At 73.6% G+C, this 20,604-nt stretch carries 17 protein-coding genes and 1 pseudogene; 6 read left to right on the forward strand and 12 right to left on the reverse strand.

Going from position 1 to position 20,604, the window contains the following annotated elements; translation table 11 throughout:
• The first annotated feature begins 16 nt into the window (after positions 1-16).
• Positions 17-1,699 carry an SWIM zinc finger family protein gene (locus OG956_RS25360; protein WP_330340292.1) on the forward strand — a complete coding sequence of 561 codons (1,683 nt, stop codon included), beginning with the start codon at positions 17-19 and terminating at the stop codon, positions 1,697-1,699.
• 47 nt (positions 1,700-1,746) lie between these two features.
• Here OG956_RS25360 and OG956_RS25365 read toward each other — a convergent pair whose 3' ends face one another.
• On the reverse strand, positions 1,747-2,160 hold the full coding sequence (locus tag OG956_RS25365) for a PIN domain nuclease (protein WP_330340293.1): 414 nt from the start codon (positions 2,158-2,160) through the stop codon (positions 1,747-1,749).
• Entirely contained in the window at positions 2,157-2,414 is a 258-nt protein-coding gene (locus OG956_RS25370; protein ID WP_330340294.1) for a type II toxin-antitoxin system VapB family antitoxin, read from the reverse strand. The genes OG956_RS25365 and OG956_RS25370 overlap by 4 nt, the downstream gene beginning before the upstream one ends.
• A gap of 663 nt (positions 2,415-3,077) precedes the next feature.
• On the opposite strand from OG956_RS25370, the pseudogene OG956_RS25375 reads away from it, so the two are divergent.
• A pseudogene (locus OG956_RS25375) lies at positions 3,078-4,255 on the forward strand (SpoIIE family protein phosphatase).
• A 161-nt stretch (positions 4,256-4,416) separates the two neighbouring features.
• Here OG956_RS25375 and OG956_RS25380 read toward each other — a convergent pair.
• From OG956_RS25380 to OG956_RS25390, 3 genes are all read right to left on the reverse strand, one after another.
• Positions 4,417-6,435, reverse strand: coding sequence for an amino acid transporter (locus OG956_RS25380; RefSeq protein WP_330340295.1), 2,019 nt, complete (start codon positions 6,433-6,435; stop codon positions 4,417-4,419).
• Positions 6,436-6,624: 189 nt separating this feature from the next.
• Complete coding sequence (locus OG956_RS25385; protein ID WP_330340296.1) at positions 6,625-6,804, reverse strand: hypothetical protein; 180 nt, start codon at positions 6,802-6,804, stop codon at positions 6,625-6,627.
• A gap of 59 nt (positions 6,805-6,863) precedes the next feature.
• Positions 6,864-7,283, reverse strand: a complete 420-nt coding sequence (locus OG956_RS25390) for an Hsp20/alpha crystallin family protein (RefSeq protein ID WP_330340297.1) — start codon at positions 7,281-7,283, stop codon at positions 6,864-6,866.
• A 315-nt stretch (positions 7,284-7,598) separates the two neighbouring features.
• Between OG956_RS25390 and OG956_RS25395 the strand changes: the two genes are divergently transcribed.
• Positions 7,599-8,021 carry an Hsp20/alpha crystallin family protein gene (locus tag OG956_RS25395; protein WP_330340298.1) on the forward strand — a complete coding sequence of 141 codons (423 nt, stop codon included), beginning with the start codon at positions 7,599-7,601 and terminating at the stop codon, positions 8,019-8,021.
• Between the two features lie 341 nt (positions 8,022-8,362).
• On the opposite strand, the gene OG956_RS25400 is transcribed toward OG956_RS25395, so the two are convergent.
• Complete coding sequence (locus tag OG956_RS25400; protein ID WP_330340299.1) at positions 8,363-8,632, reverse strand: hypothetical protein; 270 nt, start codon at positions 8,630-8,632, stop codon at positions 8,363-8,365.
• A gap of 158 nt (positions 8,633-8,790) precedes the next feature.
• On the opposite strand from OG956_RS25400, the gene OG956_RS25405 reads away from it, so the two are divergent.
• Complete coding sequence (locus OG956_RS25405; RefSeq protein ID WP_330340300.1) at positions 8,791-9,756, forward strand: anti-sigma factor RsbA family regulatory protein; 966 nt, start codon at positions 8,791-8,793, stop codon at positions 9,754-9,756.
• A gap of 84 nt (positions 9,757-9,840) precedes the next feature.
• On the opposite strand, the gene OG956_RS25410 is transcribed toward OG956_RS25405, so the two are convergent.
• The 3 genes from OG956_RS25410 to OG956_RS25420 form a co-directional block, all read right to left on the reverse strand.
• Positions 9,841-10,878, reverse strand: coding sequence for a rod shape-determining protein (locus tag OG956_RS25410; protein ID WP_330340301.1), 1,038 nt, complete (start codon positions 10,876-10,878; stop codon positions 9,841-9,843).
• Between the two features lie 203 nt (positions 10,879-11,081).
• Positions 11,082-11,234: a hypothetical protein gene (locus OG956_RS25415; RefSeq protein ID WP_330340302.1), complete on the reverse strand. Its 153-nt coding sequence runs from the start codon at positions 11,232-11,234 to the stop codon at positions 11,082-11,084.
• Positions 11,231-11,620, reverse strand: a complete 390-nt coding sequence (locus OG956_RS25420; RefSeq protein ID WP_330340303.1) for a CU044_2847 family protein — start codon at positions 11,618-11,620, stop codon at positions 11,231-11,233. Before OG956_RS25420 ends, OG956_RS25415 begins: the two co-directional genes overlap by 4 nt.
• A 222-nt stretch (positions 11,621-11,842) precedes the next feature.
• Here OG956_RS25420 and OG956_RS25425 point away from each other — a divergent pair, with 222 nt between their 5' ends.
• On the forward strand, positions 11,843-15,505 hold the full coding sequence (locus OG956_RS25425; RefSeq protein ID WP_330340304.1) for a S8 family serine peptidase: 3,663 nt from the start codon (positions 11,843-11,845) through the stop codon (positions 15,503-15,505).
• On the opposite strand, the gene OG956_RS25430 is transcribed toward OG956_RS25425, so the two are convergent.
• The 3 genes from OG956_RS25430 to OG956_RS25440 form a co-directional block, all read right to left on the reverse strand.
• On the reverse strand, positions 15,502-16,839 hold the full coding sequence (locus OG956_RS25430; protein WP_330340305.1) for a carboxyl transferase domain-containing protein: 1,338 nt from the start codon (positions 16,837-16,839) through the stop codon (positions 15,502-15,504). The genes OG956_RS25425 and OG956_RS25430 overlap by 4 nt on opposite strands.
• Positions 16,832-18,277 carry an acyl-CoA synthetase gene (locus OG956_RS25435; protein WP_330340306.1) on the reverse strand — a complete coding sequence of 482 codons (1,446 nt, stop codon included), beginning with the start codon at positions 18,275-18,277 and terminating at the stop codon, positions 16,832-16,834. Before OG956_RS25435 ends, OG956_RS25430 begins: the two co-directional genes overlap by 8 nt.
• Positions 18,278-18,564: 287 nt before the next feature.
• Positions 18,565-19,569, reverse strand: a complete 1,005-nt coding sequence (locus OG956_RS25440; RefSeq protein ID WP_330342942.1) for a MerR family transcriptional regulator — start codon at positions 19,567-19,569, stop codon at positions 18,565-18,567.
• Between the two features lie 135 nt (positions 19,570-19,704).
• Between OG956_RS25440 and OG956_RS25445 the strand changes: the two genes are divergently transcribed.
• A complete protein-coding gene (locus OG956_RS25445) occupies positions 19,705-20,580 on the forward strand; it encodes an ATP-grasp domain-containing protein (protein WP_330340307.1) in 876 nt (291 codons plus the stop codon).
• The last annotated feature ends 24 nt before the right edge of the window (positions 20,581-20,604 follow it).

A 20,604-nucleotide genomic window follows, 5' to 3' on the forward strand; every position in this document is an offset into this window, starting at 1 on the left:
GCGGTTGAATACCGGTGTGGCACGGAAAGTGGTGGGGTTCGGCGAGGACGATCTGAGGGCGCTGGCCGGGGCCCGGTCCTTCGAGCGGGGGCTGGGGTATCTGGACGCGGTGAGCGGACTGGAGGTGGGGGAGGGCTCGGTCACCGCCGTGGTGCACGGTACGGATGTCTACGAGGTGGAGCTCACTCTCGGTGGCGGCCAGGGCATTTCGGGGTGGTGCGGCTGCCCGTACGGGCAGGAGGGCAACTTCTGCAAGCACTGTGTGGCGGTCGGGCTGACCGTGCTGCGGCGGGCGAAGACGATCCCGCATCAGCGGGCCGCGGCACGGGCGCGGTCTTCCGCGTTGGAGGCGTGGCTTTCGGCGCTGTCACGTGACGAACTCCTGGCGCTGGTGCGGGAGCAGATCGCCGAGGACCGGGAACTGCGTCGGCGTCTGGAGCTGCGGGCAGCCGCTGCTCGTTCCGACCTCGGTACGGTCCGGGATCGAATCATCGCCCTGATCGATCCGCGGCCGTTCGCCCGGTACGGCTACATCGAGTACGCGGATGCCTCCGGGTATGCGCGGCAGGTCGCCGAGGCGGCGAGCGCCCTGCGCGCCTTGACCGCCGACGGGCGGGCGGCACAGGCGGTCGGTCTGGCCGAGGAGGCGATCCGGGTGCTGGGGGAGGCATACGGGGAGATCGACGACTCCGAGGGTGTGGTCGGGGAGGCCGCCGCCGCGGTGGCCGAAGCCCATGTGGAGGCCTGCGGGGTCGCCCGCCCAGATCCGGACCAGCTGGCCGAGTGGCTGGTCGGCACGGTGCTCGACGACAGCAACGACGTGACAGACCTGGATCCGCTCGACTATGCCGACGTGCTGGGGCCGCGCGGACTGGCCCGCACGCGGCAGCTGGCGGCTGAGGCGCTCAGGCGCAGGCCGTCCGGCTGGGCGGAGCGGTACCTGATGGAGCGTCTGATCAAGGCAGCGGGTGACGTCGACGCGCTGGTCGCCCTGCATGCGCAGGACCTCGACCCGTCCGGTGCCACTCATCTGCGTATCGCCGAGGAGCTGGAATCGGCGGGACGTGCGGACGAGGCGCTCGGCTGGGCGGAGCGCGGACTGCAGGAGTGTGCCGCCGAGACGTACATCGACGGCCGTCTGGTCGACTACGTGTGCGTGCGGTACGCGCAGACGGGGCGGGCGGCCGACGCGGTCGCGGTGCGCCGGGACCGGTTCCGTGTCGAGCGGTCCCTGGCCGCCTACCGGCAGTTGCGCTCCGCCGCCGGGGCTGTGGACTGCTGGGAGGCCGAGCGCGCGGCGGCGCTGGCCGCCTTGGAGGAGGACGCCCGTCGGGAGCGCGGCGGCCGGTACGGCGGGCCCGTGCTGATCGACGCGCTGCTCGACGACGGCGACCTGGACGCCGCCTGGCGGGAGGCCCCCGGCCGCGCCGACGACCGGCAGTGGGAGCAGCTCGCCGACCTGTCGCGCGAGACGCGCCCGGCCGAGGCGCTCGGCGTGTACCTGCGGCTGGTCGAGCGGGCGAAGGAGCCGACGGGGGACCACGCCTACGAGCACCTGGCGCGGCTGCTGCAGGGCGTCCGTGACTGCCATCGTGCGCTGGGCACCGAGGAGGTGTTCGGCGGGTATCTCGCCGGCCTGCGGACAGAACTGAAACGCAGGCGCAAGCTGATGAGCATTCTCGACCGGCATGGGCTGTGAAGGCGGGCGGGCCCGGTGCCCGCTCACTGCGTGCTGGACGGCGTCTGTCAGGCCTTGAGATCGATCGTCCTTACCGGCTGTCCGGTCGTACGGGCGATCGTTTCGAAGTCGCGGTCGTAGTGGAGCAGTGTCAGCCCCGCCTCTTCCGCGGCAGCGGCGATCAGCAGGTCGACGGGGCCGGCACTGCGGTGCTCTCCCTCGGCGGTGAGCAGTTCCTGGACGACGCGTGCGCGCCGGTAGATGCCGTCGGGCATGGGGCACCAGGTGTAGTGGGCGTCCAGCGCGCGCTTCACGCGTTCCCGGTCCGCTGCCGAGCGGGCTGAGTAGAGGACTTCCAGTTCGGTGAGGTCGCACAGGGCGACGAGTCCCGCGCCGATCCTGTCGTCCCACTCGGCCGTGGTCCGGCCGAGCAGGACGCGGGCGAGGGCGGAGGTGTCGATCAGGTAGTCGGCGACGGTCACGCATCCGCTCCTGCGTCGCGGACCCCGTCCTGCCCGCCGGTCGGCCGGTATGCGCTCTTGTCGAGGAGGACGTCCACGTCCAGGGCGCCGTCGGCGACCAGCTCGCGGGCTTCTGCCAGCGCGCGCAGTCGCCGGTAGCGAGCCGTCACCTCCCGCAGGGCGGTGTTGATGGTGTCGCGCTTGGTCGTGGTGCCCAGTTCCTTGGCCGCGGCCTCCAGCGCCTCGTCGTCGAGATCGATCACGGTGCGGCTCATGGCGCCCCCTGTGTATACGTAGGCGTATATCAATATACATGATCCTTGATGTCTGAGCGATGGTTGAGGACGGCGGCCGCGATTGCCGTCCCGCCGAGGGCTCGTATGCGGCCCAAAGGATTCCCCCTCGTGAAGCTCGAGCGGCACGGGGAGGCGCATGCTGAAGCTGTTGTGCTGTCTTTCTCCCCCGTGCATGGTCATGCGGATCCGGTACGGCCTGGTCTGGACCTTTGAGATCGCATGGGAGCCCTGTAGACGCACAGTCACCACCAGCAGCAAGGCCCGCCGCGAGGTAAACCGAAAAACCGGAACGCCGAGATGCGTACGTCCCGTCGGTCACGAGCGTCGTGTCCAGAGGGGAGCGGCCGAGCGCGGGGATGACGCCGCAGGAGTGGATCTGCCGGGGGGCGGGTGCGTAAACGCGGTGCTGGGAGTGCCCGGGCCGGGTGACGGGGGCGGGTGGAACGGCGTTCGGATCACGGCGTGCGTCCGGTGAGCGTGCGCCGCTGCTGCTCAGGGGCGGCTCGGGGGGTGCGGGAGCTGGACATGTCGGTAGATTGAGGAGGGAGCGACTGGCGGGAAACGCGTGTGACACCGAACATCGACTACCCAGGGGTGTTCTCCGCCCTTCCGAGCCCGTGCCTCGTGCTCGGCACGGACCTGGTGATCGCCGATGCCAACGTGGCCTTCTGCGAGGTGACCGGACGGAGCCGGGCCGAGCTGCTCGGGCGGTACCTCTTCGACACGTTCCCGGACAACCCCGCCGACCCGGAGGCCGACGGGGTGGACACGCTCAAGGCCTCGCTGCACCGCGTCCTGTCCTCCGGGCACACCGATCACATGGCGCTGCAGAAGTACGACATCCCGGTCCCCGGCAGCCCCGAGGTGTTCAAGGAGCGGTGGTGGACCGCGATCAACGTGCCCGTGATCGGCCCGGACGGAAAGGTAATCTGGATCATCCACCGCTCCGAGGACATGACCGACGTCGTCCGCGCCCATCGCACGGCGGGCCAGCAGTCGGTCAGTCCCGGCCGGGAAGCGGCCATGGAGGCCGAGCTGTACGCCCGGGCGCGGCAACTGCAGCAGCTGAACGAGGAGTTGCGGCAGGCCCACGCCCGTGAGCGGCGCGTCGCAGTCGCCCTGCAAGAAGCCATGCTCCACTCCCCGGACCTCGCCCGGCACCCGAACATCGCCGTGCGCTACCTGCCCGCGACCGGATCACTGAACGTGTGCGGCGACTGGTACGACGCGGTCGACCTGCCCGGGGACCGCTTCACCGTCACGGTCGGCGACGTGGTCGGCCACGGGCTGATGGCCGCCACCGTCATGGGCAGGCTCCGCAGCGCGCTGAGCGCCGCCACCCGCACCGTCCACGGTCCCGCCCAGGCACTGGAGGTCCTGGGGCTCTACGCGCGCTCGGTCGACGGAGCACTGGCCGCCACCGCCGTCCAGGTGCTCGTCGACTGCCACAGCCACCTGCTCGTCTACAGCAGCGCCGGCCACCCCCCGCCCGTCCTGCTGCACCCGGACGGCTCCTGCGACCTGCTCGACCAGGCCACCGACCCACCGCTGGGCGCCCGCCCCGACCACGTCCCCAGGCCAACGCGACCTACGTTCCCGGCGACACCCTCGTCCTCTACACGGACGGCCTGATCGAACGCCGCGGTGAGGACATCGACGCCGGGCTGACCCGACTGACCTCCACGCTTGCCACCTGCACCGAGTTCGGCGCGGAACACCTCGCCGACGCCCTCCTCGCCCGCCTGGGCCTCGCCAGCGGCGCCGACGACGACATCGCCATCGTCGTCGTACGCCTGGACCGCACGACCCGGCCGTACTGAGGATCCCCTGGTGACATGGCACCGCGAACCCGCGCGGAAGCCGGCTCGCGAGGAGGCCCTCATGACGCCGTCCTGGCTGCACCGAGTTCGGCGCGGAACACCTCGCGACGCCCTCCTCGCCCTGCTCGTCCCGCGCCGGTGGCGTGGAGGGCGTCCTCGGGTCAGCTGACGTGGACGCGGGGCCGGTGTGCGCGGGCCGGTTCGGCGCGGCGGAGTACCTCCTGGGTGACCGGAGCGACTTCTCCGTGGCCGAAGACCAGGAAGCGGACGAGGTGGCTGATGGGGGCGCCCTCGGTCCACCTGAAGTACACGTGGGGCACCTCGCCCGTGCGGTCGCGCAGGGCCAGCAGGATCGCCGCGATGGTGTTGGGCACCGTCGGCCCCTGCGCCCGCAGCAGGCGCACCCCGTCCTCTTCGGCGCCGCGTACGGTGACGTCCGCGGTGAAGTCCGAGGAGTCCCGCACGAGCACCTCCAGCAGGATCGGCCGTTCCTGCCGCGACGGCAGCGCTCCCGGGGCGCCCTCCCCCGGCCGGAACCGGGTGCCGCGCTCCTGCGGCTCCCGGGCGATGAGCCGCAGCGGGCCGTGCGCGGCGGCCTCGTCGACGATCCGCTGCGCCTCGTCGTCGAACACGACCTCGCCGACGCGCAGTTCGAACGCCCGGTGGACGCGCGAGGCGAAGGAGGTGACCAGGATCGCCACGATGAAGAGGAACGCGATCCTGATGCCGTCGGGACGCTCGATGACATTGGCGACCAGCGTGTAGCCGAAGACCGCGGTGATCAGGCCGAAGCCGGCCGTCGCCCTCAGGCGGCCCTGGCGGCGTACGGCGACCGTGGAGGCGAAGGACGCCGACAGCATCAGCACCAGCATGCCGGTCGCGTAGGCCCCGCTCTGCTTGTCCACGTCCGCGTGGAACCACACGGTGATCAGGACGGCCGCCGTGGTGAACACCAGCACCAGCGGGCGGACGGCACGTGTCCACTCGGGGGCCATGCCGTAGCGCGGAAGGTAGCGCGGGACCAGGTTCAGCAGGCCGGCCAGCGCGGAGGCGCCGGCGAACCACAGGATCGCGATGGTCGACACGTCGTACACCGTGCCGAACGCCTCGCCCATGTAGTGGTGGGCGAGGTAGGCGAGCGCGCGGCCGTTGGCCGGTCCGCCGCTTTGGAAGGCGCTCTGCGGGATGAGGATCGTCGTCGCCAGACTGGACAGCAGGAGCAGGCAGCTCATGATGACGGCGGCCGTGGTCAGCAGCCGGCGCGCCCCGTGGATGCGGCCCCGAGGCTTCTCGTACGCGTCCGAGGGATCACCCTTGATCTGCGGCATGACCGCGACGCCGGTCTCGAAACCGGACATGCCCAGGGCCAGTTTCGGGAAGACCAGCAGGGCGACGCCCACCATCGCCAGGGGGGAGGAGTGCTGCGCGGTCATCGCGTGGGCCCAGTCGCCGATGCCCACCGGATGCGCGAGGACCTGCCAGGCCGCTACGGCGAGCACCGCGACGTTGAGGGCCAGGTACGTGCCCACCAGGGCCACCGCGATGCCGATGGCCTCGCGGAAGCCCTTGAGGAAGACGGCGCCGAGCACGCCGACGAGGACGAGCGCGATCCACAGGTGCGCACTGTGCAGCCAGTGCGGGGCGAAGGGGTTCTCCGTCACGTGCGCGGCGGCGTCCGCGGACGACAGCGTGATCGTGATCATGAAGTCGGTGGCCGCGAAGCCGAGGAGCACCAGCACGAAGATCTTCCCCGGCCACCAGGGCAGCAGCCGCTCCAGCATGGCGATCGACCCCTCGCCGTGCGGGCTCTCACGGGCCACCCGCCGGTAGACCGGCAGCGCGCCGCACAGGGTCAGCGCGATCAGCACCAGGGTGGCGAGCGGGGACAGCAGGCCGGCGGCGAGCGCGGCGATGCCCGGCTGGTAGCCGAGCGTGGAGAAGTAGTCGACGCCGGTCAGGCACATCACCCGCCACCACCGGTGCCCCTCCTGCTCGGGGTGGGGCGTGCGGTGCGGGCCCGGATGCCGGGCCGTCTGCTCACTCAGCCCCTCCAGGAGCCAGGACCGCCACCACGGCGCTGCCGGCGGGGAGGACGCCCGCGGATCGTCGAGGGCGCGTCCACGCGTGCGCTCCGCGTCGATGGTGCGGGTACGCGTCCGCTCCGCGTCGATGTCCGTCATGCGATCCCCTTCTGCGATCCGACGGAGCGCCGGGCGGCCGTCGTGCCACCGCCGGCGCGGGAAACGGGGTGGGTTCTTCGCGCGCTTGCCGGCGGTGGGTTCTTCGCACGGTTACCCGCGCATACGGCCTGTAACAGCCGACGAGCCGGGGAGGACGATCTTGCAGGGAGGGGCGGCGACGCCGTCCCTTCAGGCCGCCTGACAGTGCTCGTGGCGGCCCAGTGCGGTCCGCAGCCGCTGATGGCGGTCGAGGTCCTCCCAGGTGCCGTGCCGACCGGGTCCGGGGCGGCGGCGTCCGGTGCTCCACGCCCAGACGCTCGCGGCGACACCGGTGACGAGCGGGATGAGCGGCCACAGCAGGGCGGCCACGAGGACAACCTCCTTCGACGGGGCGGTACGTGCGGAACCCGGAACCCGGGCGACGGTTCTCAGGACGTGAGCTGCTTGGGCGAGCCACCGGAGATGGCGATCTTGCGGGGCTTGGCGTGCGCGGCCACCGGGATGCGCAGGGTGAGGACGCCGTTGTCGTACGCGGCCTCGGCGGCGTCGGCGTCCAGCGCGTCGGACAGCGTCAGGCGGCGGACGAACCGTCCGGTGGGCCGCTCGGTGAGTACGGGACGCGCGTCGGACGGGATGGGGGAGCGGCGCTCGGCGGTCAGCACCAGCGTGCTTCGCTCCACGGTCAGTTCGACGCTGGAGCGGTCCATGCCGGGCAGGTCGAACTGCAGGTACAGCGCGTCGTCGTCACGCCATGCGTCCGCGGGGATGACGTTGTCGGCCGCGGTGGCGGACGGCAGCCGGTGCGTGAGCCGGTCGAGATCCCCCAGGGCGCCAGGACGCACGAGCATGGCCACTTCTCCCTTCGCTTCCGGATACCGGTCGTCGTGGACGGGTCCGACGAGAACCGCTTATCCATATAGCCGACCGCAGGTTAATTGACAAGGACAGGCTGGGTGAAGTTGACAGATGGGGACTCAAGCTGCCGAACAGACCTTGAACGTTCTGCCCGGTCCTGGCTGTAACCGGCATCCGGTGCTGAGTGGCTCAGGCCGGCGATGGCGAAAAAAGTTGAGCCGACAGGCATCAAATTTCCGTAGGTGTGGTAGAGCAGTAGGAGAGCGAGGGATGCAGGGACACAGGGAAACCTCGAAGGAGGGATGAAGATGCTGATGCGCACGGATCCCTTCCGCGAGCTCGAACGGCTCGTCGATCGGGTCTGGGGCACCGCCGCGCACCCGGCCGGCATGCCGATGGACGCCTGGCGCGAGGGCGACACGTTCTTCGTGGAGCTGGACCTGCCGGGTGTGAACCCGGAGTCCATCGACCTCGATGTGGAGCGCAACGTCCTGACCGTGAAGGCCGAACGCAAGCCCGCGTACGGCGACGACACCGACACGGTGATCACCGAGCGGCCCGCGGGGACGTTCAGCCGCCGGCTGTTCCTCGGCGACACCCTCGACACCGAGAAGATCGAAGCCTCGTACGAGGCGGGTGTGCTGAAGCTGCGGATCCCGGTCGCGGAGCAGGCGAAGCCGCGCAAGATCGCCATCAGCGGCGGCAGCGACCGCAAGGAACTCGCCGGCTGACAGGCACGGTTCGCCGGCTGACACGCGCGATTTCTGCAGGCCCCGGGCGGAAGCCCGGGGCCTTGCCGCGTCCGGGGGCGTCGCCGTGTCGCACACCGGTTCAGCGGTACGCGGGTGTCCTGGTTGACCCGTACATGCTTGAACGGCCCGCGTCCTGGGCACGGACCTCCTACCGGCGTCGATCGCCGGGCCGCTTTCGGCAGAGGGAGGGCGTCATGGACCGTCGCATCCGGGTACGCGTCAGCCGGCGCCCCGCCGCCCCGCGCGGGCAGGAGATCGACCGCCGGACACCGTCCGGACGCATCCTGCCGTACTGAGCACACGGCCCGAACGAGCCGTATTCACTCCGTGCCGTCCACCGCAGTCCGCGGGGCGGTGCGCAGTCCGTCCGGGAGGGCGGGGCCGTCCGGGGCCGCGCCCGCCGTGATCACCGCCGCCGTCCGGCGGAGCCTGGTGTGGGAAATGAAGGTCAGAGCCGTCGGATCCAGCTCGGTCCGGGTGACGTCCGCCGGTGGCGCGCCCAGGATCCGGCCGGGGTGTCCGCGCATGGGCGCCGGTACGGCTGTGCTCGCCGCGCGCGGTTGTCGTACCGGAGGAGTGAGACGAGCCACATTCGGGGCACACCTTCCTTCGTGCGAACGGGAGAACAGGGGAGAGGAGCCGGAACTGACGCAGCGTCGCGGCGCAACGGCCGAAGGCACACCCCTCCGGCCGCTCCACCGCGCCTGCCGTCGCGGTCCGGGCGTCCGGGGATCGGGGCGTCGGCGGCATGAGTGAGACGACCGGCGCGTTCGCCGGGCCGGCCGGGCCCTTCGTGCATCCCGCGCTGTTCTACGGCGACAGGGAGGAGTACCTCGCCGGCACCGTGCCCTTCGTGCGCGAGGCGCTCGCGGCCGGCGCGCCCGTCGCGGTCGCCGTGCCGGGGGAGAACCTGCGGCTGATCCAGGACGCGCTCGGGGCCGACGGCGAGGCCGTACGGTTCCTGGACATGCGGGAGGCCGGGCGCAATCCCGGGCGGATCATCCCCGGCGTGCTGCGCGCCTTCGCCGACGCCCAGCCGCCCGGCCGGCGCGTCCACATCATCGGCGAGCCCGTCTGGGCCGGCCGCAGCCCCGCCGAGTACCCGGCCTGCGCCCAGCACGAGGCGCTGATCAACGCCGCCTTCCGGGGCCGCGAGGTCACCATCCTGTGCCCGTACGACACCTCCGCTCTGGACGAGCGCGCCCTCGCCGACGCCCACGCCACCCACCCGGTCGTCATCCCCGCGGGCCCCGGCCCGCAGCGGGGCAGCGAGGCGTACGACCCCGAGGACGTCGTCGCCCGCTACAACGCGCCGCTGCCGCCCGCGCCCGGCGCCGGGCCGGGCGTGCTCACCGCCGCCTTCGACGAGGACGGCCTGCCCGTCGTACGGCACCTGGTCACCGGGCACGGGGAACGGCTGGGCCTGGCCGGGAGGGCCCTGGAGAACCTGTCGCTGATCATCGCCGAGCTGACCACCAACAGCGTGGTCCACGGCGGCGGTTCCGGGGAGGTCACGGTGTGGGCCGAGGCCGGGCACGTGCTGTGCGAGGTGCGTGACCGGGGCAAGCTCGCCGACCCCCTGGCCGGCCGCCGCCCGGCCCCTCCGGAACAGCCGGGCGGGCGGGGACTGCTGATGGTCAACCTGCTGGCGGACCTGGTCCGGATCCACGCGGCGGACGGCGGGACGACGGTCCGGTGCTACGTGGCTCTGTGACCCCGGGCCAGGCACGTCAGCCGCTCCGCCGCCGGCGGGAGGCCCGCCCCCGGGGCGGACGGCGCGAGCTCGGAGCGAACGGACCTATGCCGCCAGGGGGTTGAGGACCAGCGGCTCGATCCGGCCCTCCAGCATCGCGCCGAGGCCCTGGGCCGCACAGATGTCGGGGCGCTCGGCGATGTGCACCGGCATGCCGGTCGCCTCCCGCAGCATCTGGTCGAAGCCGGGCAGCAGCGCCGAACCGCCGACCATCATGATCCCGCGGTCGGCGAGGTCGGCGACCAGGTCGGGCGGGCACTCGCGCAGCACCTTGCCGATGCCGTCGAGGACCGCGGTCAGCGGAGTCTGGATCGCGTCGCGTACGGCGGCGGTGTCGACCTTCACGCTGCGCGCGAGCCCGGTGGCCACGTCCCGGCCGTGGATCTCGGTCAGCTCCGGGCCCTGCGAGGTCAGCCCGTTGCCCGACAGGGCGACCTGCAGCGGCCGTACCGCCTGGCTGGGCAGCATCAGCTCGTGCTCGTGCCGCAGAAGCTGCACGATCGCGTGGTCGACGGCCTCGCCGCCCACCGGGATCCGCTCGGCGGTGACGATGGAGCCGAGGGAGAGGACGGCCACCTGGGTGGCGGCGGCCCCGCACACCATGATCATGGTGGCCTCGGGGCGCTCCACGGGCAGCCCGCAGCCCACGGCCGCGGCGATCAGCGTGTCCACCAGCTCCACCCGCTTCGCCCCCAGCCCCACCAGCGTCTCTATAGTGGCCCGCTGGGCCAGCGGATCGGCGTCGTGCGGGGTGCAGGCCGCCGCGCGCAGCCGGAGGTACCGGCGCAGCTGACGGCGCGTCTTGTCCCCGATCAGCTGCCGCAGCATGCGCTGGGCCATCTCGATGTCCACCACCGTGCCGCCGGAGATCGGCCGTACGACCCGGATGTAGGCCGGCGTCCGCCCCGTCATCTGCTCCGCGAACTCGCCCACCGCGATGAGCGCGCCGGTCCGGGTGTTCACGGCGGCGACGGAGGGCTGGTCGACGACGAGACCGGCGCCCTTCACATACACCCGGGTGCGGGCCGCGCCCAGGTCGACGGCGAAGTGGCAGCGGCGCAACTGCTCCAGACTGACGGTCACGGCGGATCCTCCCGAGTGCGCGGGGCGTGGGCGCCCGCCCGGTCGGCGGGTGTCCTCCTCTCCCTGCATCGTGCGCGGGGCACGGGGGCGGGCGCCTTCTGGAGGGGGCCGGGCGGGGTGCCGCCGAACGGGCGTACTTGGCGGCCCCCGGGCGTGTCACAGGCTCTGTGCGGCGCGCAGGAGAGGTAGAAGGCCGGGGCTCGTCAGCCGGGGGGAGCCGAGCGGGCGGAGGTGCCCGGCTCACTGTGGTGCACGAGGTGCGCGCAGGTCGGCACCGTGCGGGGGCCGACCAGGAAGCCCGCCCCCGCCACCCGGCCCCGGCACTCGATCCGGGCGTGCCAGGAAGCGCCCGTCATGAGCGGGTCGTCGGCTCCGGGATGCCGGCCGGTGCGGCGGGCGCGGCCGGCGGTGCGGTGGCCGGGTGCGGCGCCGACCAGCCCAGGCGCACCACCAGCTGTCCCTCGGCCGCGCCCTTGGCGATGACCGCGCCGGCCTCCGCGGTCAGCTTCACCCCGAACTCCAGCTCCACCGAGTCGGGGCGCAGGCTGCCGTCACGGAACACCCGCAGCGCGGACTGGGCCGCCGAGCGCACCCCGTCCAGGGCGCCCTCGAAGGTGTGGGACGCCTGGGCCGCCGGGCCGCCGTCGCCGCGGCCCACCAGGCGGGTCCCGGTCCCGGGCTCCACGCTCTCCACGACGACCACCGCGCCGTCGTCCGTGGTGAACTCCAGCAGTCTGCCCATGGTTTCATCGCCCCCGCGCGCTCGGTCCAACGGCAAGTCCATTGTGCGAGAACGGTGCTGACGGTGTCTCGGATACCCGCGGCACCGATCACCGGCTGTGGCGGGAAGCCGCCAGGGCACGTTTCCGCCGCGCACGGTCAACACCCCCGCAGCAGACGGCACATGACACTCGTCCCAGCACGCGAGCCACTCGGACAGACACACCGACGAGAAGAGGCGTGGATGACCAGAGGACCAGTCGGACGCAGCGGGTCGGCCAGACCCGGCCCACGAGTCGCACGCCGAGCGGTCGTGGCGGCGGGGCTGGTGGGCGCCCTGCTGCCGGCCGGACCGGCAGCGGCGGCGGCCCCGGCCCCGCACACCACGGCCCCCGCCCCGGCCGCTACGGCCGCAAGGGCCGCCACCGTCACCCTCGTCACCGGCGACAAGGTGACCGTCACCGACCTCGGGCACGGAAAGAAGACGGTCACCGTGCGGCGGCCCGAGGGGGCCACCGGGGCCGTGCGGACCGAGCGGAGCGACGGCGAGATCAGCGTCGTACCGGACGAGGCGCTGCCGTACCTGCGGGCCGGGACGCTGGACCGGCGGCTGTTCGACGTGAGCGGGCTGATCCGGCAGGGGCTCACCGACGCCCAGGCCGACGCGACCCCGCTGATCGTGGCCTACGGCAAGGGCGCGCGGGCCGCCACCCCGGCCGGCGCCGAACGCATCCGGAGCCTGCCCAGCCTGCGCGGGGCCGCCGTCGAGGCCGGAAAGGGGCGCACCTTCTGGCGGTCGTTCACGCACCACGACGGCGTCGCCAAGGTGTGGCTGGACGGCATGGTGAAGGCCGACATGGCCGAGAGCAACGCCCAGATCGGCACCGGGGCCGCCTGGGACGCGGGTCTCACCGGCAAGGGCGTCACGGTCGCCGTCCTCGACACCGGTGTCGACCTGGGCCACCCGGATCTCACGGACAGGGTCACCACCACCAAGAGCTTCGTCGACGGCGAGGACGTCGCCGACCGCGACGGGCACGGCACCCACGTCACCTCCACCGTCGGCGGCAGCGGAGCGGCCTCCGGCGGCACGGAGAAGGGGGTCGCGCCGGAGGCCGCCCTCGCCGTCGGCAAGGTGCTCGACGACCAGGGCTCGGGCAGCGAGTCCCAGATCATCGCCGGGATGGAGTGGGCGGCACGCGAGGTGCACGCCCGGATCGTCTCCATGAGCCTCGGCTCCACCGAGCCGAGCGACGGCACCGACCCGATGGCCGAGGCCGTGAACTCCCTGTCCAAGGAGACCGGCGCGCTCTTCGTCGTCGCCGCCGGGAACACCGGCGCCCCCTCCTCCATCGGCTCGCCGGGCGCCGCCGACGCGGCCCTCACCGTCGGCGCCGTCGACCCGGCGGACCAGCCCGCCTACTTCACCAGCGCCGGACCCCGCTACGGCGACAACGCCCTCAAGCCCGACCTCTCCGCCCCCGGCGTCGACATCCTCGCCGCCCGCTCCCAGCTCACCGACGGCAGCGGCTACTACACCTCGATGAGCGGCACGTCCATGGCGACTCCGCACGTCGCCGGAGTCGCCGCGCTCCTCGCGCAGCGGCACCCCGACTGGACCGGCGCGCAGCTGAAGGACGCGCTGATGTCCACCTCGAAGCAACTCGACGCCTCCGTGTACGAGCTGGGCGCGGGCCGGGTGAGCGTCCCGGACGCCGTGCACGCGTCCGTCACCGCCACCGGCAGCGCCGACCTCGGCTTCCACCGCTGGCCCCCCGACACCGACCGGCCCGTCACCCGCACCCTCACCTACACCAACTCCTCCGACGGCCCGATCGAGTTGAAGCTGTCCGTCAAGGGCGCCCCGGACGGCGTCGCCACCCTCGCCGACACCTCCCTCACCGTCCCGGCCCACGGCACCGCCTCCACCACGGTCACCGGCGACGGATCCAAGGCGCCGGCCGGCGAGACCAGCGGGCAGATCGTCGCCGCGGACGCGGCCGGGAACACCGTCGCGCACACCGCGTTCGGGCTGGTCAAGGAGGACGAGCGGTACACGCTCACCGTCCACGTCAAGGACCGCGCGGGCGCGCCCGCCCCGGCCGACCTCACCGTGCAGCGGCTCGCGGCGGGCGAGGACGCCCAGCAGGCCCGTGTCGGCGACTCCGGCACGCTGCGGCTGCGCCTCAAGCCCGGCGCCTACGCCCTCGCCACCTTCCTCGACGTGCACGCCAGCCACGGCGCCGACTCCCTCGGCCTCGGCTTCCTCAGCGCCCCGGAGATCACCCTCGACCACGACCAGGACGTCACCCTCGACGGCCGTACCCTGCGCGAGGTCAGGACCACGGTGGACCGGCGCACCGAGACCCGCCAGCTCCTCATGGAGTACGACCGGCAGGCGAACGGCGCCGACCTGTTCGGCGCGGTCCAGGTGCCCCTCACCTACGACAGCGTCTTCGCCGCGCCCACCGCGCCCGTCACCCGGGGCTCCTTCGAGTACCGCACGGTGTGGCGGCTGGCCGAGCCGGAGCTGGCGGTGAAGGGGATCGGCGAGGCGACCGTGCAGCCGGGCGGCACGCTGATCGAGGGCCACACCCGGCTGCCGCTGGCCGACGTCGGCGACGGGCCCTTCACCGGAGTCTCGGGCAAGGCGGTGCTCGCCCGCCTCGCCGACGGCGCCGACCCGGCCGCGCTCGCCCGGGCCGCGCAGGACGCGGGGGCCAGGGCGCTGTTCGTGACGGACGACGCGCCCGGCCGGCTGATGGCCTGGTGGGGCACCGACGACAACGCCGACCGGCCGCTGCAGATCGCCACGGTGAACACCGCCGACGCGGCCCGGCTGCGTGCGATGCGGTGGGTCGACATGAGCGGCACCGCCGACTCGCCGTACGTGTACGACCTGTCCGAGGGCCACCGGGGCGCGATCCCGGACCGGGATCTCACCTACGCCCCCGGTAAGCGTCAACTGGCCGCGCTGCACGTGAGGTTCCACGCCGCTCGCCCGGTGGACGGCGGCGAGTCCCGCTACTCCCTCACCGACGCCTTCCCGGTCGGCCTCGGCTTCCAGGAACGCGTCCGCCTGCCCGCCGAACGCACCGACTACGTCTCCACCGGCCCCGGCCAGTTCTGGCACGAGTCCGTCGCCGTCGGCGACGGCACCCTGGAGGAACGCGGCGGCCTCGTCCGGTACGAGGGCGCATCCCGTCCGGTGCTGAACTGGTTCGGGCCGGTGTGGCACCCCTGGCTCGGCACCGGGCTCGGCTGGGGGCAGCAACGCTCCGGCAACGAGATCCGGTTGAACACCCCCGGCTGGGGTGACTCCGGGCCGGACCACACCGGGTTCGGCGACGTGTGGAGCACCGGCAGCGGCATGACCCAGACCACCGCCGTCTACCTCGACGGCACACTCGTCGGCCAGGGCGCGGGCTCCGCCGCGTACGTGTGGGACGCCCCGGCCGACGCGCACACCTACAAGGCCGTCACCGACACCGCGCTGGACGCGGCACGCTGGCCACTGGCCACCCGGGGGCACAGCGAGTGGACGTTCCGCTCGGCGGCGGCACCCGAGGACCACTGGACCTCCCTGCCGCTGATCAACCTCGCGTACGCCCTCGGCACCGACCTCGCCGGGGCGGTGCGCGGCGGCTCGCGGATCCCGGTCGGGCTCAGCGCGTCGTACGTGGCGGGGGCGCAGCACACCGGCACGCTGGGCGGGGGCCGGCTGGAGGTGTCGTACGACGACGGCGGCACCTGGACGTCCGTCCCGCTGACCGGCGCCGGCGCCTCCTGGCACGGCACGCTGAGGGTGCCGCGCGGCGCCGCGTCCGTCTCGCTGCGGGCCTCCGCCCATGACGACCAGGGAGGTTCGGTGACGCAGGAGATCGTCCGGGGGGTGGCCGTGAGCTAGCCGGGTGACACCACGCCCCGGATCACCCCCAGCTCCACCAGGTCCTGCGGCCGGATGCGCAGCTGTTCGGCGGTCGCCTCCACCTCGTCCTCCGGGCGTTTGAGTATGGCGGCCGCCAGTTCCGGGGCGATCACCGAGAAGTAACTGTCCGGCGTGGCCCAGGTGTTGCCCGGCGCGGCCAGCGCGAGCGCTCCGCCGGAGCCGCCCTCGCCGATGACGAGGGTGGTGACCGGGACCCGGGCCGTGGCCACCGCGCCGAACAGCTCGGCGATCGCGGCCCCGGCCCCCTGCCGCTCCGCCTCGGCGTCGTTGGCGGCGCCGGGGGTGTCCACCAGCGTCAGCACCGGGATGTCGAGCCGGTCCGCGAGCCGGATCAGCCGGGCGGCCGTGCGGTACCCGGCGGGCCGGGTCGCCGTGCCGGTCTGGGCCGCGTAGGCCACGGTACGGCCGTCCCGCTCGCCGAACCCGCACAGCATGCCGTCGGGGTCCGCACCCCCGCACCGGTCACCGGTGAGCGAGACCGTCCGGCTGAAGTAGGCGTCCAGGTAGGCCTGGGCGCGGGGGCGTTCGGGGGAGCGGGCGCGGCGCACCGCCTCCCAGCCGGTGGCGGGCAGGTCCGGGGCGCCGAGGGCGGCCGGTGCGGGGGCCTCCTGGGCGGGGGTGGTGAGCAGCCGCAGCCACCGGCCGAGGGTCTCGCGCAGTTCCCCGGGCGGTACCAGCGCGTCGGCCGAGCCCGCCGCCACCTGCGCCTCCGCCGTGTACGCGGCCGGATCCGCGCCGGCCGGCCGGACCCGGGAGCCCGCGAAGCCCACCTGGGCGCCCGGCAGCGCGAGGATCACATCGGCTCCGGCGCCGAGGGTGGCCCAGCCGCCCCCGGTCGTGGGGTCGCGCAGCACCGCGATCTGCGGCAGGCCCGCCTCCCGGGTGAGCGCCGACTCGCGGGCCACCCGCTGCAGCTGGCTGAGGGCGAGCATGCCCTCCTGCATCCGGCTGCCGCCGGTGGCGACCAGCGGCACGACCGGGAGCCGGTGGGCGCGGGCGTGGTGGTACGCCGCCTGGAGCCGGTCGCCGGTGCGCTCGCCCAGGGAGCCGCCGAGGAAGCCGAACTCGAACGCGATCAGCACGGCGCGGGTGCCGTCGACGCGCGCGGTGCCGCAGACGACGGACTCCTCCTCGCCGGTGCGCCCGGCGGCGCGGGCCCGCGCCGCGTCGTAGCCCGGCCAGCCGAGAGGGCCGTCCGCCTTCGGTTCTCTTGGGGGGACGGGCAGTTCGGTGAAGGTCGACTCGTCCGCGACGAGGGCCAGGATCTCCCGGGCGGAGTGCCGCTCAGGCATCGGCGAGCGCCCGCTTCATGATCTTCCCCATGTCGTTGCGGGGAAGGGCGTCCAGGTAGCGGACGACGCGGGGGCGCTTGTGCGGGGCGAGCCGGCCGGCCACATGGTCCGCCAACTCCTCGGCGGCGGGCGGCGCCTGCGGGTCGGCCGGGACGATCCAGGCCACGATCCGCTCGCCCAGGTCCGGGTCCGGCTCCCCGGTGACCGCCGCCTCCCGCACCCCCGGATGCTCCAGCAGCGCGTTCTCGATCTCGCCGGCCCCGATCTTGTAGCCGCCGCTCTTGATCAGGTCCGTGGCCTTGCGCCCGACGATCCGGACGTATCCGTCGGGTTCGCGCACGGCCATGTCGCCCGTGCGGAAGAACCCGTCGGCGGTGAAGGCGGCGGCCGTGGCCTCGGGCCGGTTCAGATACCCGGTGAACAGGTTGGGGCCGCGCACCTGGATCTCGCCGACGCTCTCCCCGTCCCACGCCGTGATCGGCGTGCCGTCCTCCTCCACGAGCCGCAGCTCCACACCGGGCAGCGGCACGCCCACGGTGCCCGCGCGGGGCTCACCGTCGGCCCGCACGCTGGTGTTCATCAGGGTCTCCGTCATGCCGTACCGCTCGATCACCCGGCGGCCGGTCGCCGCCGCGATCCGCTCGTGGTCGTGGACGGGCAGCGCGGCCGAGCCGGAGACCAGCAGCCGGGCCCCCGCGAGCGCCTTGGCCAGCTCCGGGTCCCGCGGCAGGGCCTCGGCGATGCGGTGGTACATCGTCGGCACCCCGAACAGCATGGTCGCGCCCGCGTTCAGCTCCCGCGCCACGCCCTCGGCGGAGAACCGGCCCAGGTGCCGGACGCTGCCCCCGCGCCGCAGCGGGCCGAGGGTGCCCAGCACGAGCCCGTGCACATGGAACAGCGGCAGCCCGTGCACCAGCACGTCGTCGGCCGTCCACCGCCAGGCGTCGGCGAGCGCGTCCAGGGTGGCGGCGACGGCCCGCCGGGGCAGCACCGCGCCCTTGGGCGGGCCGGTGGTGCCGGAGGTGTAGACGACCAGCGCCGGGTCCTCGTCGGCGGAGGTGTCCTCGGGTACGGCGCCGGACGCGGACACGTCGACGTCCAGCCGCTCCAGCTCCCCCACGGCACCGGGGAGTTCGGCGCCCGGCGCGGCCAGCACCAGCGCGGGCGCGCTGTCGGCGACGATGTGCGCGAGTTCCTTCCCGCCCGACTTCGGGTTCAGCGGCACCGCGGCGGCGCCGGCCAGCAGCACGCCGGTCACGGCGACGGCGGTCTCCAGCTCGTTGGCGGCCCACACGGCCACGCGGCCGGCGCCGCGCAGCCGGGCGGCGAGCGCACCGGCGGCCCCGGCCAGCGCGCCGTACGTCAAGGACCGCTCGCCGAACCGCAGGGCGGTCCGGTCACCAGGACCGTCCGTCAGAGCGGGAAAGAGGGAGGACACGCGGCGCACTCCTAACTGTCGGTCGACCGTTGCCACCCTTCCTACACCAGGAGCCTGGTCCCGACGACCGCATCACTGAGGGGCGCCCACCCGTCTGCCAGTCCCGAGCGTTGGCGGCTGCGGGCGCGTGGTGGCCTGGTCGCGCCCGCGCGGCGGAGCCGCATATCGACACAGCCCCGCGCCCCTGGGGAACTGCAGTGCCGTCGGCCGCACACCGGCGGGAGCCCGTCGACGCCGGTGCGGGCGTCGGTACCGGTCGGTGCCATGGCACCGCATCCTGCCCCGTCTCAGGCGGCCGCCGCCACGATGTCCGCCACGACGCAGCTGACGTTGTCGGGTCCGCCCGCCGCGTTGGCCTCGTCGATGAGCGCCTGAACCGCGTCCTCGGCAGCGAGCAGCTCCTTGATCCGTTCCTCGGCCACCGCCTCGGTCAGCCCGTCGGAGCACAGCAGGTACCGGTCGCCCTCGCGGACCTCCTGCAACCGCACGTCCGGCACCGGATCCGCCCCGCCGGCCAGCGCCTTGAGCAGCATCAGCGACTCCGGTTCCACCCGGTGGTCCCGGGTGATCCGGCGCAGCTCCCCGTCCCGCAGCAGATACGCCCGGCAGTCCCCGATGTGCGCGAGCGCCAGCTTCGCGCCCGTCCACAGCAGCGCGGTCAGCGTGGTCCCGGCCTCGTTCGTGCCCCCGGCCGCCTCGCACACCGCCGCGCCCGCGGAGCGCACCGCGTCCTCCAGCACGGTCAGCACACCGTCGGCGGGCAGCTCCTCCGCCTCGTCCAGGTACCGCAGCGCCCGCACCGCGGCGCTGCTCGCGGGCGCCCCCGCCGGGCCGAAGCCGTCGGCCACGGCGAGCAGCCTGCGGCCCGCGTACACGGTGTCCTGGTTGGCGGGGCGGACGAGCCCCCGGTCGGACCGGGCGGAATGACGCAGTTCCAGCATGATGGCGTGGTCCCTTCTCGACTGGTCGGTCAGCTGGTCGACGAGGAACGCGGCGAGATCCCGCCGGGCGGCCGTCTCCGCCTCGACGCGCGCCCAGTACGCCCGTATCTCCCGCGCGGCGCCGGCCGCGTCCAGGGCGCACACCGCGCGGATCCGGGCCAGCGGCATGCCGAGGCGCCGCAGCCAGGCCACGAGCCGGGCCTGCCCGAGCTGCTCGGCGGCGTAGTACCGGTAGCCGGTGTCCGGGTCGACCCGTGCGGGCCGCAGCAACTCCAGCTCGTCGTACAGCCGCAGCGCCTTCGGCGAGAGCCGGCTCGCCCTGGCGAAGGCGCCGATCGTCAGCAGCTCCATGAGCACCTCGCGCTCCTCGTCGTCCGCCACCGATGCTGGGGCTTCACCGAAGGTGAAGGTCAACCGCGCTGTTCCGGTTCCCTCCGCTTGTTAGCCTCGGTGCCGTTCGAACCGACGTACGACAGGGAGTCCGCCGTGCCCCGCATCGCCCTCGCCACCTACGACCCCGGTGCCGAGCCCGGCAAGGACACCGATCTGCCGGAGCTGGTGCGGGCGCTCAGGGCCGCCGGGGCCGAGGCGGAGGCCCGGTACTGGGACGACCCGGACGCCGACTGGGGCGCCTACGACCTCGTGGTCATCCGCTCCACCTGGGACTACAGCTGGCGCGCCGCCGAGTTCGCCGCCTGGGTGGACCGGGCCGGCGCGCTGACCCGGCTCGCCAACCCGGCGCCGGTGGTGCGCTGGAACACCGACAAGCGCTACCTCGGCGAGCTGGCGGCGGCCGGCGTGCCCACCGTGCCCACGCGCTACATAGCCCCGGGCGAGCCGGCCGACCTGCCCGCCGACCACGAGTACGTCATCAAACCGGCCTCGGGCGCGGGCGCCCGCTTCGCCGCCCGCTACACCCCCGACCGGCACGAGACGGCGGTACGGCACCTCGCCCGCATGCACGCCGAGGGCTTCACGGCGATGGTCCAGCCGTACCTGCGCGGCATCGACGTCAGCGGGGAGCGGGCCCTGCAGTTCTTCGGCGGCCGGCTGCTGCACGCCAGCCGCAAGGGCGCGGTGCTGGCGCCGGGGACGCCGTACGACGCGGACAAGGTGGCGCACCCGGATCTGGAGCGCTGGGAGCCGACGGATGCCGAACTGGCGGTCGCCGAGAAGGCGTTGGGCGCGGTGCCGGGTGGTTCCGGGTTGCTGTACGCGCGGGTGGACCTGGTGGACGGGGAGGACGGGGAACCCCGGCTGATGGAGCTGGAACTGGTGGAGCCGAACCTGTTTCTGTGGCTGCACCCGGGGTCGCTGGAGCGGGTGGTGGAAGCGATCGTGCACGCGGCCGGGACGGACTGACGCCCCTGGTGCCACGGGTGCCGT

The organism is Streptomyces sp. NBC_00557, from assembly GCF_036345995.1.
In the GTDB taxonomy this organism is placed as follows: Bacteria; Actinomycetota; Actinomycetes; order Streptomycetales; family Streptomycetaceae; genus Streptomyces.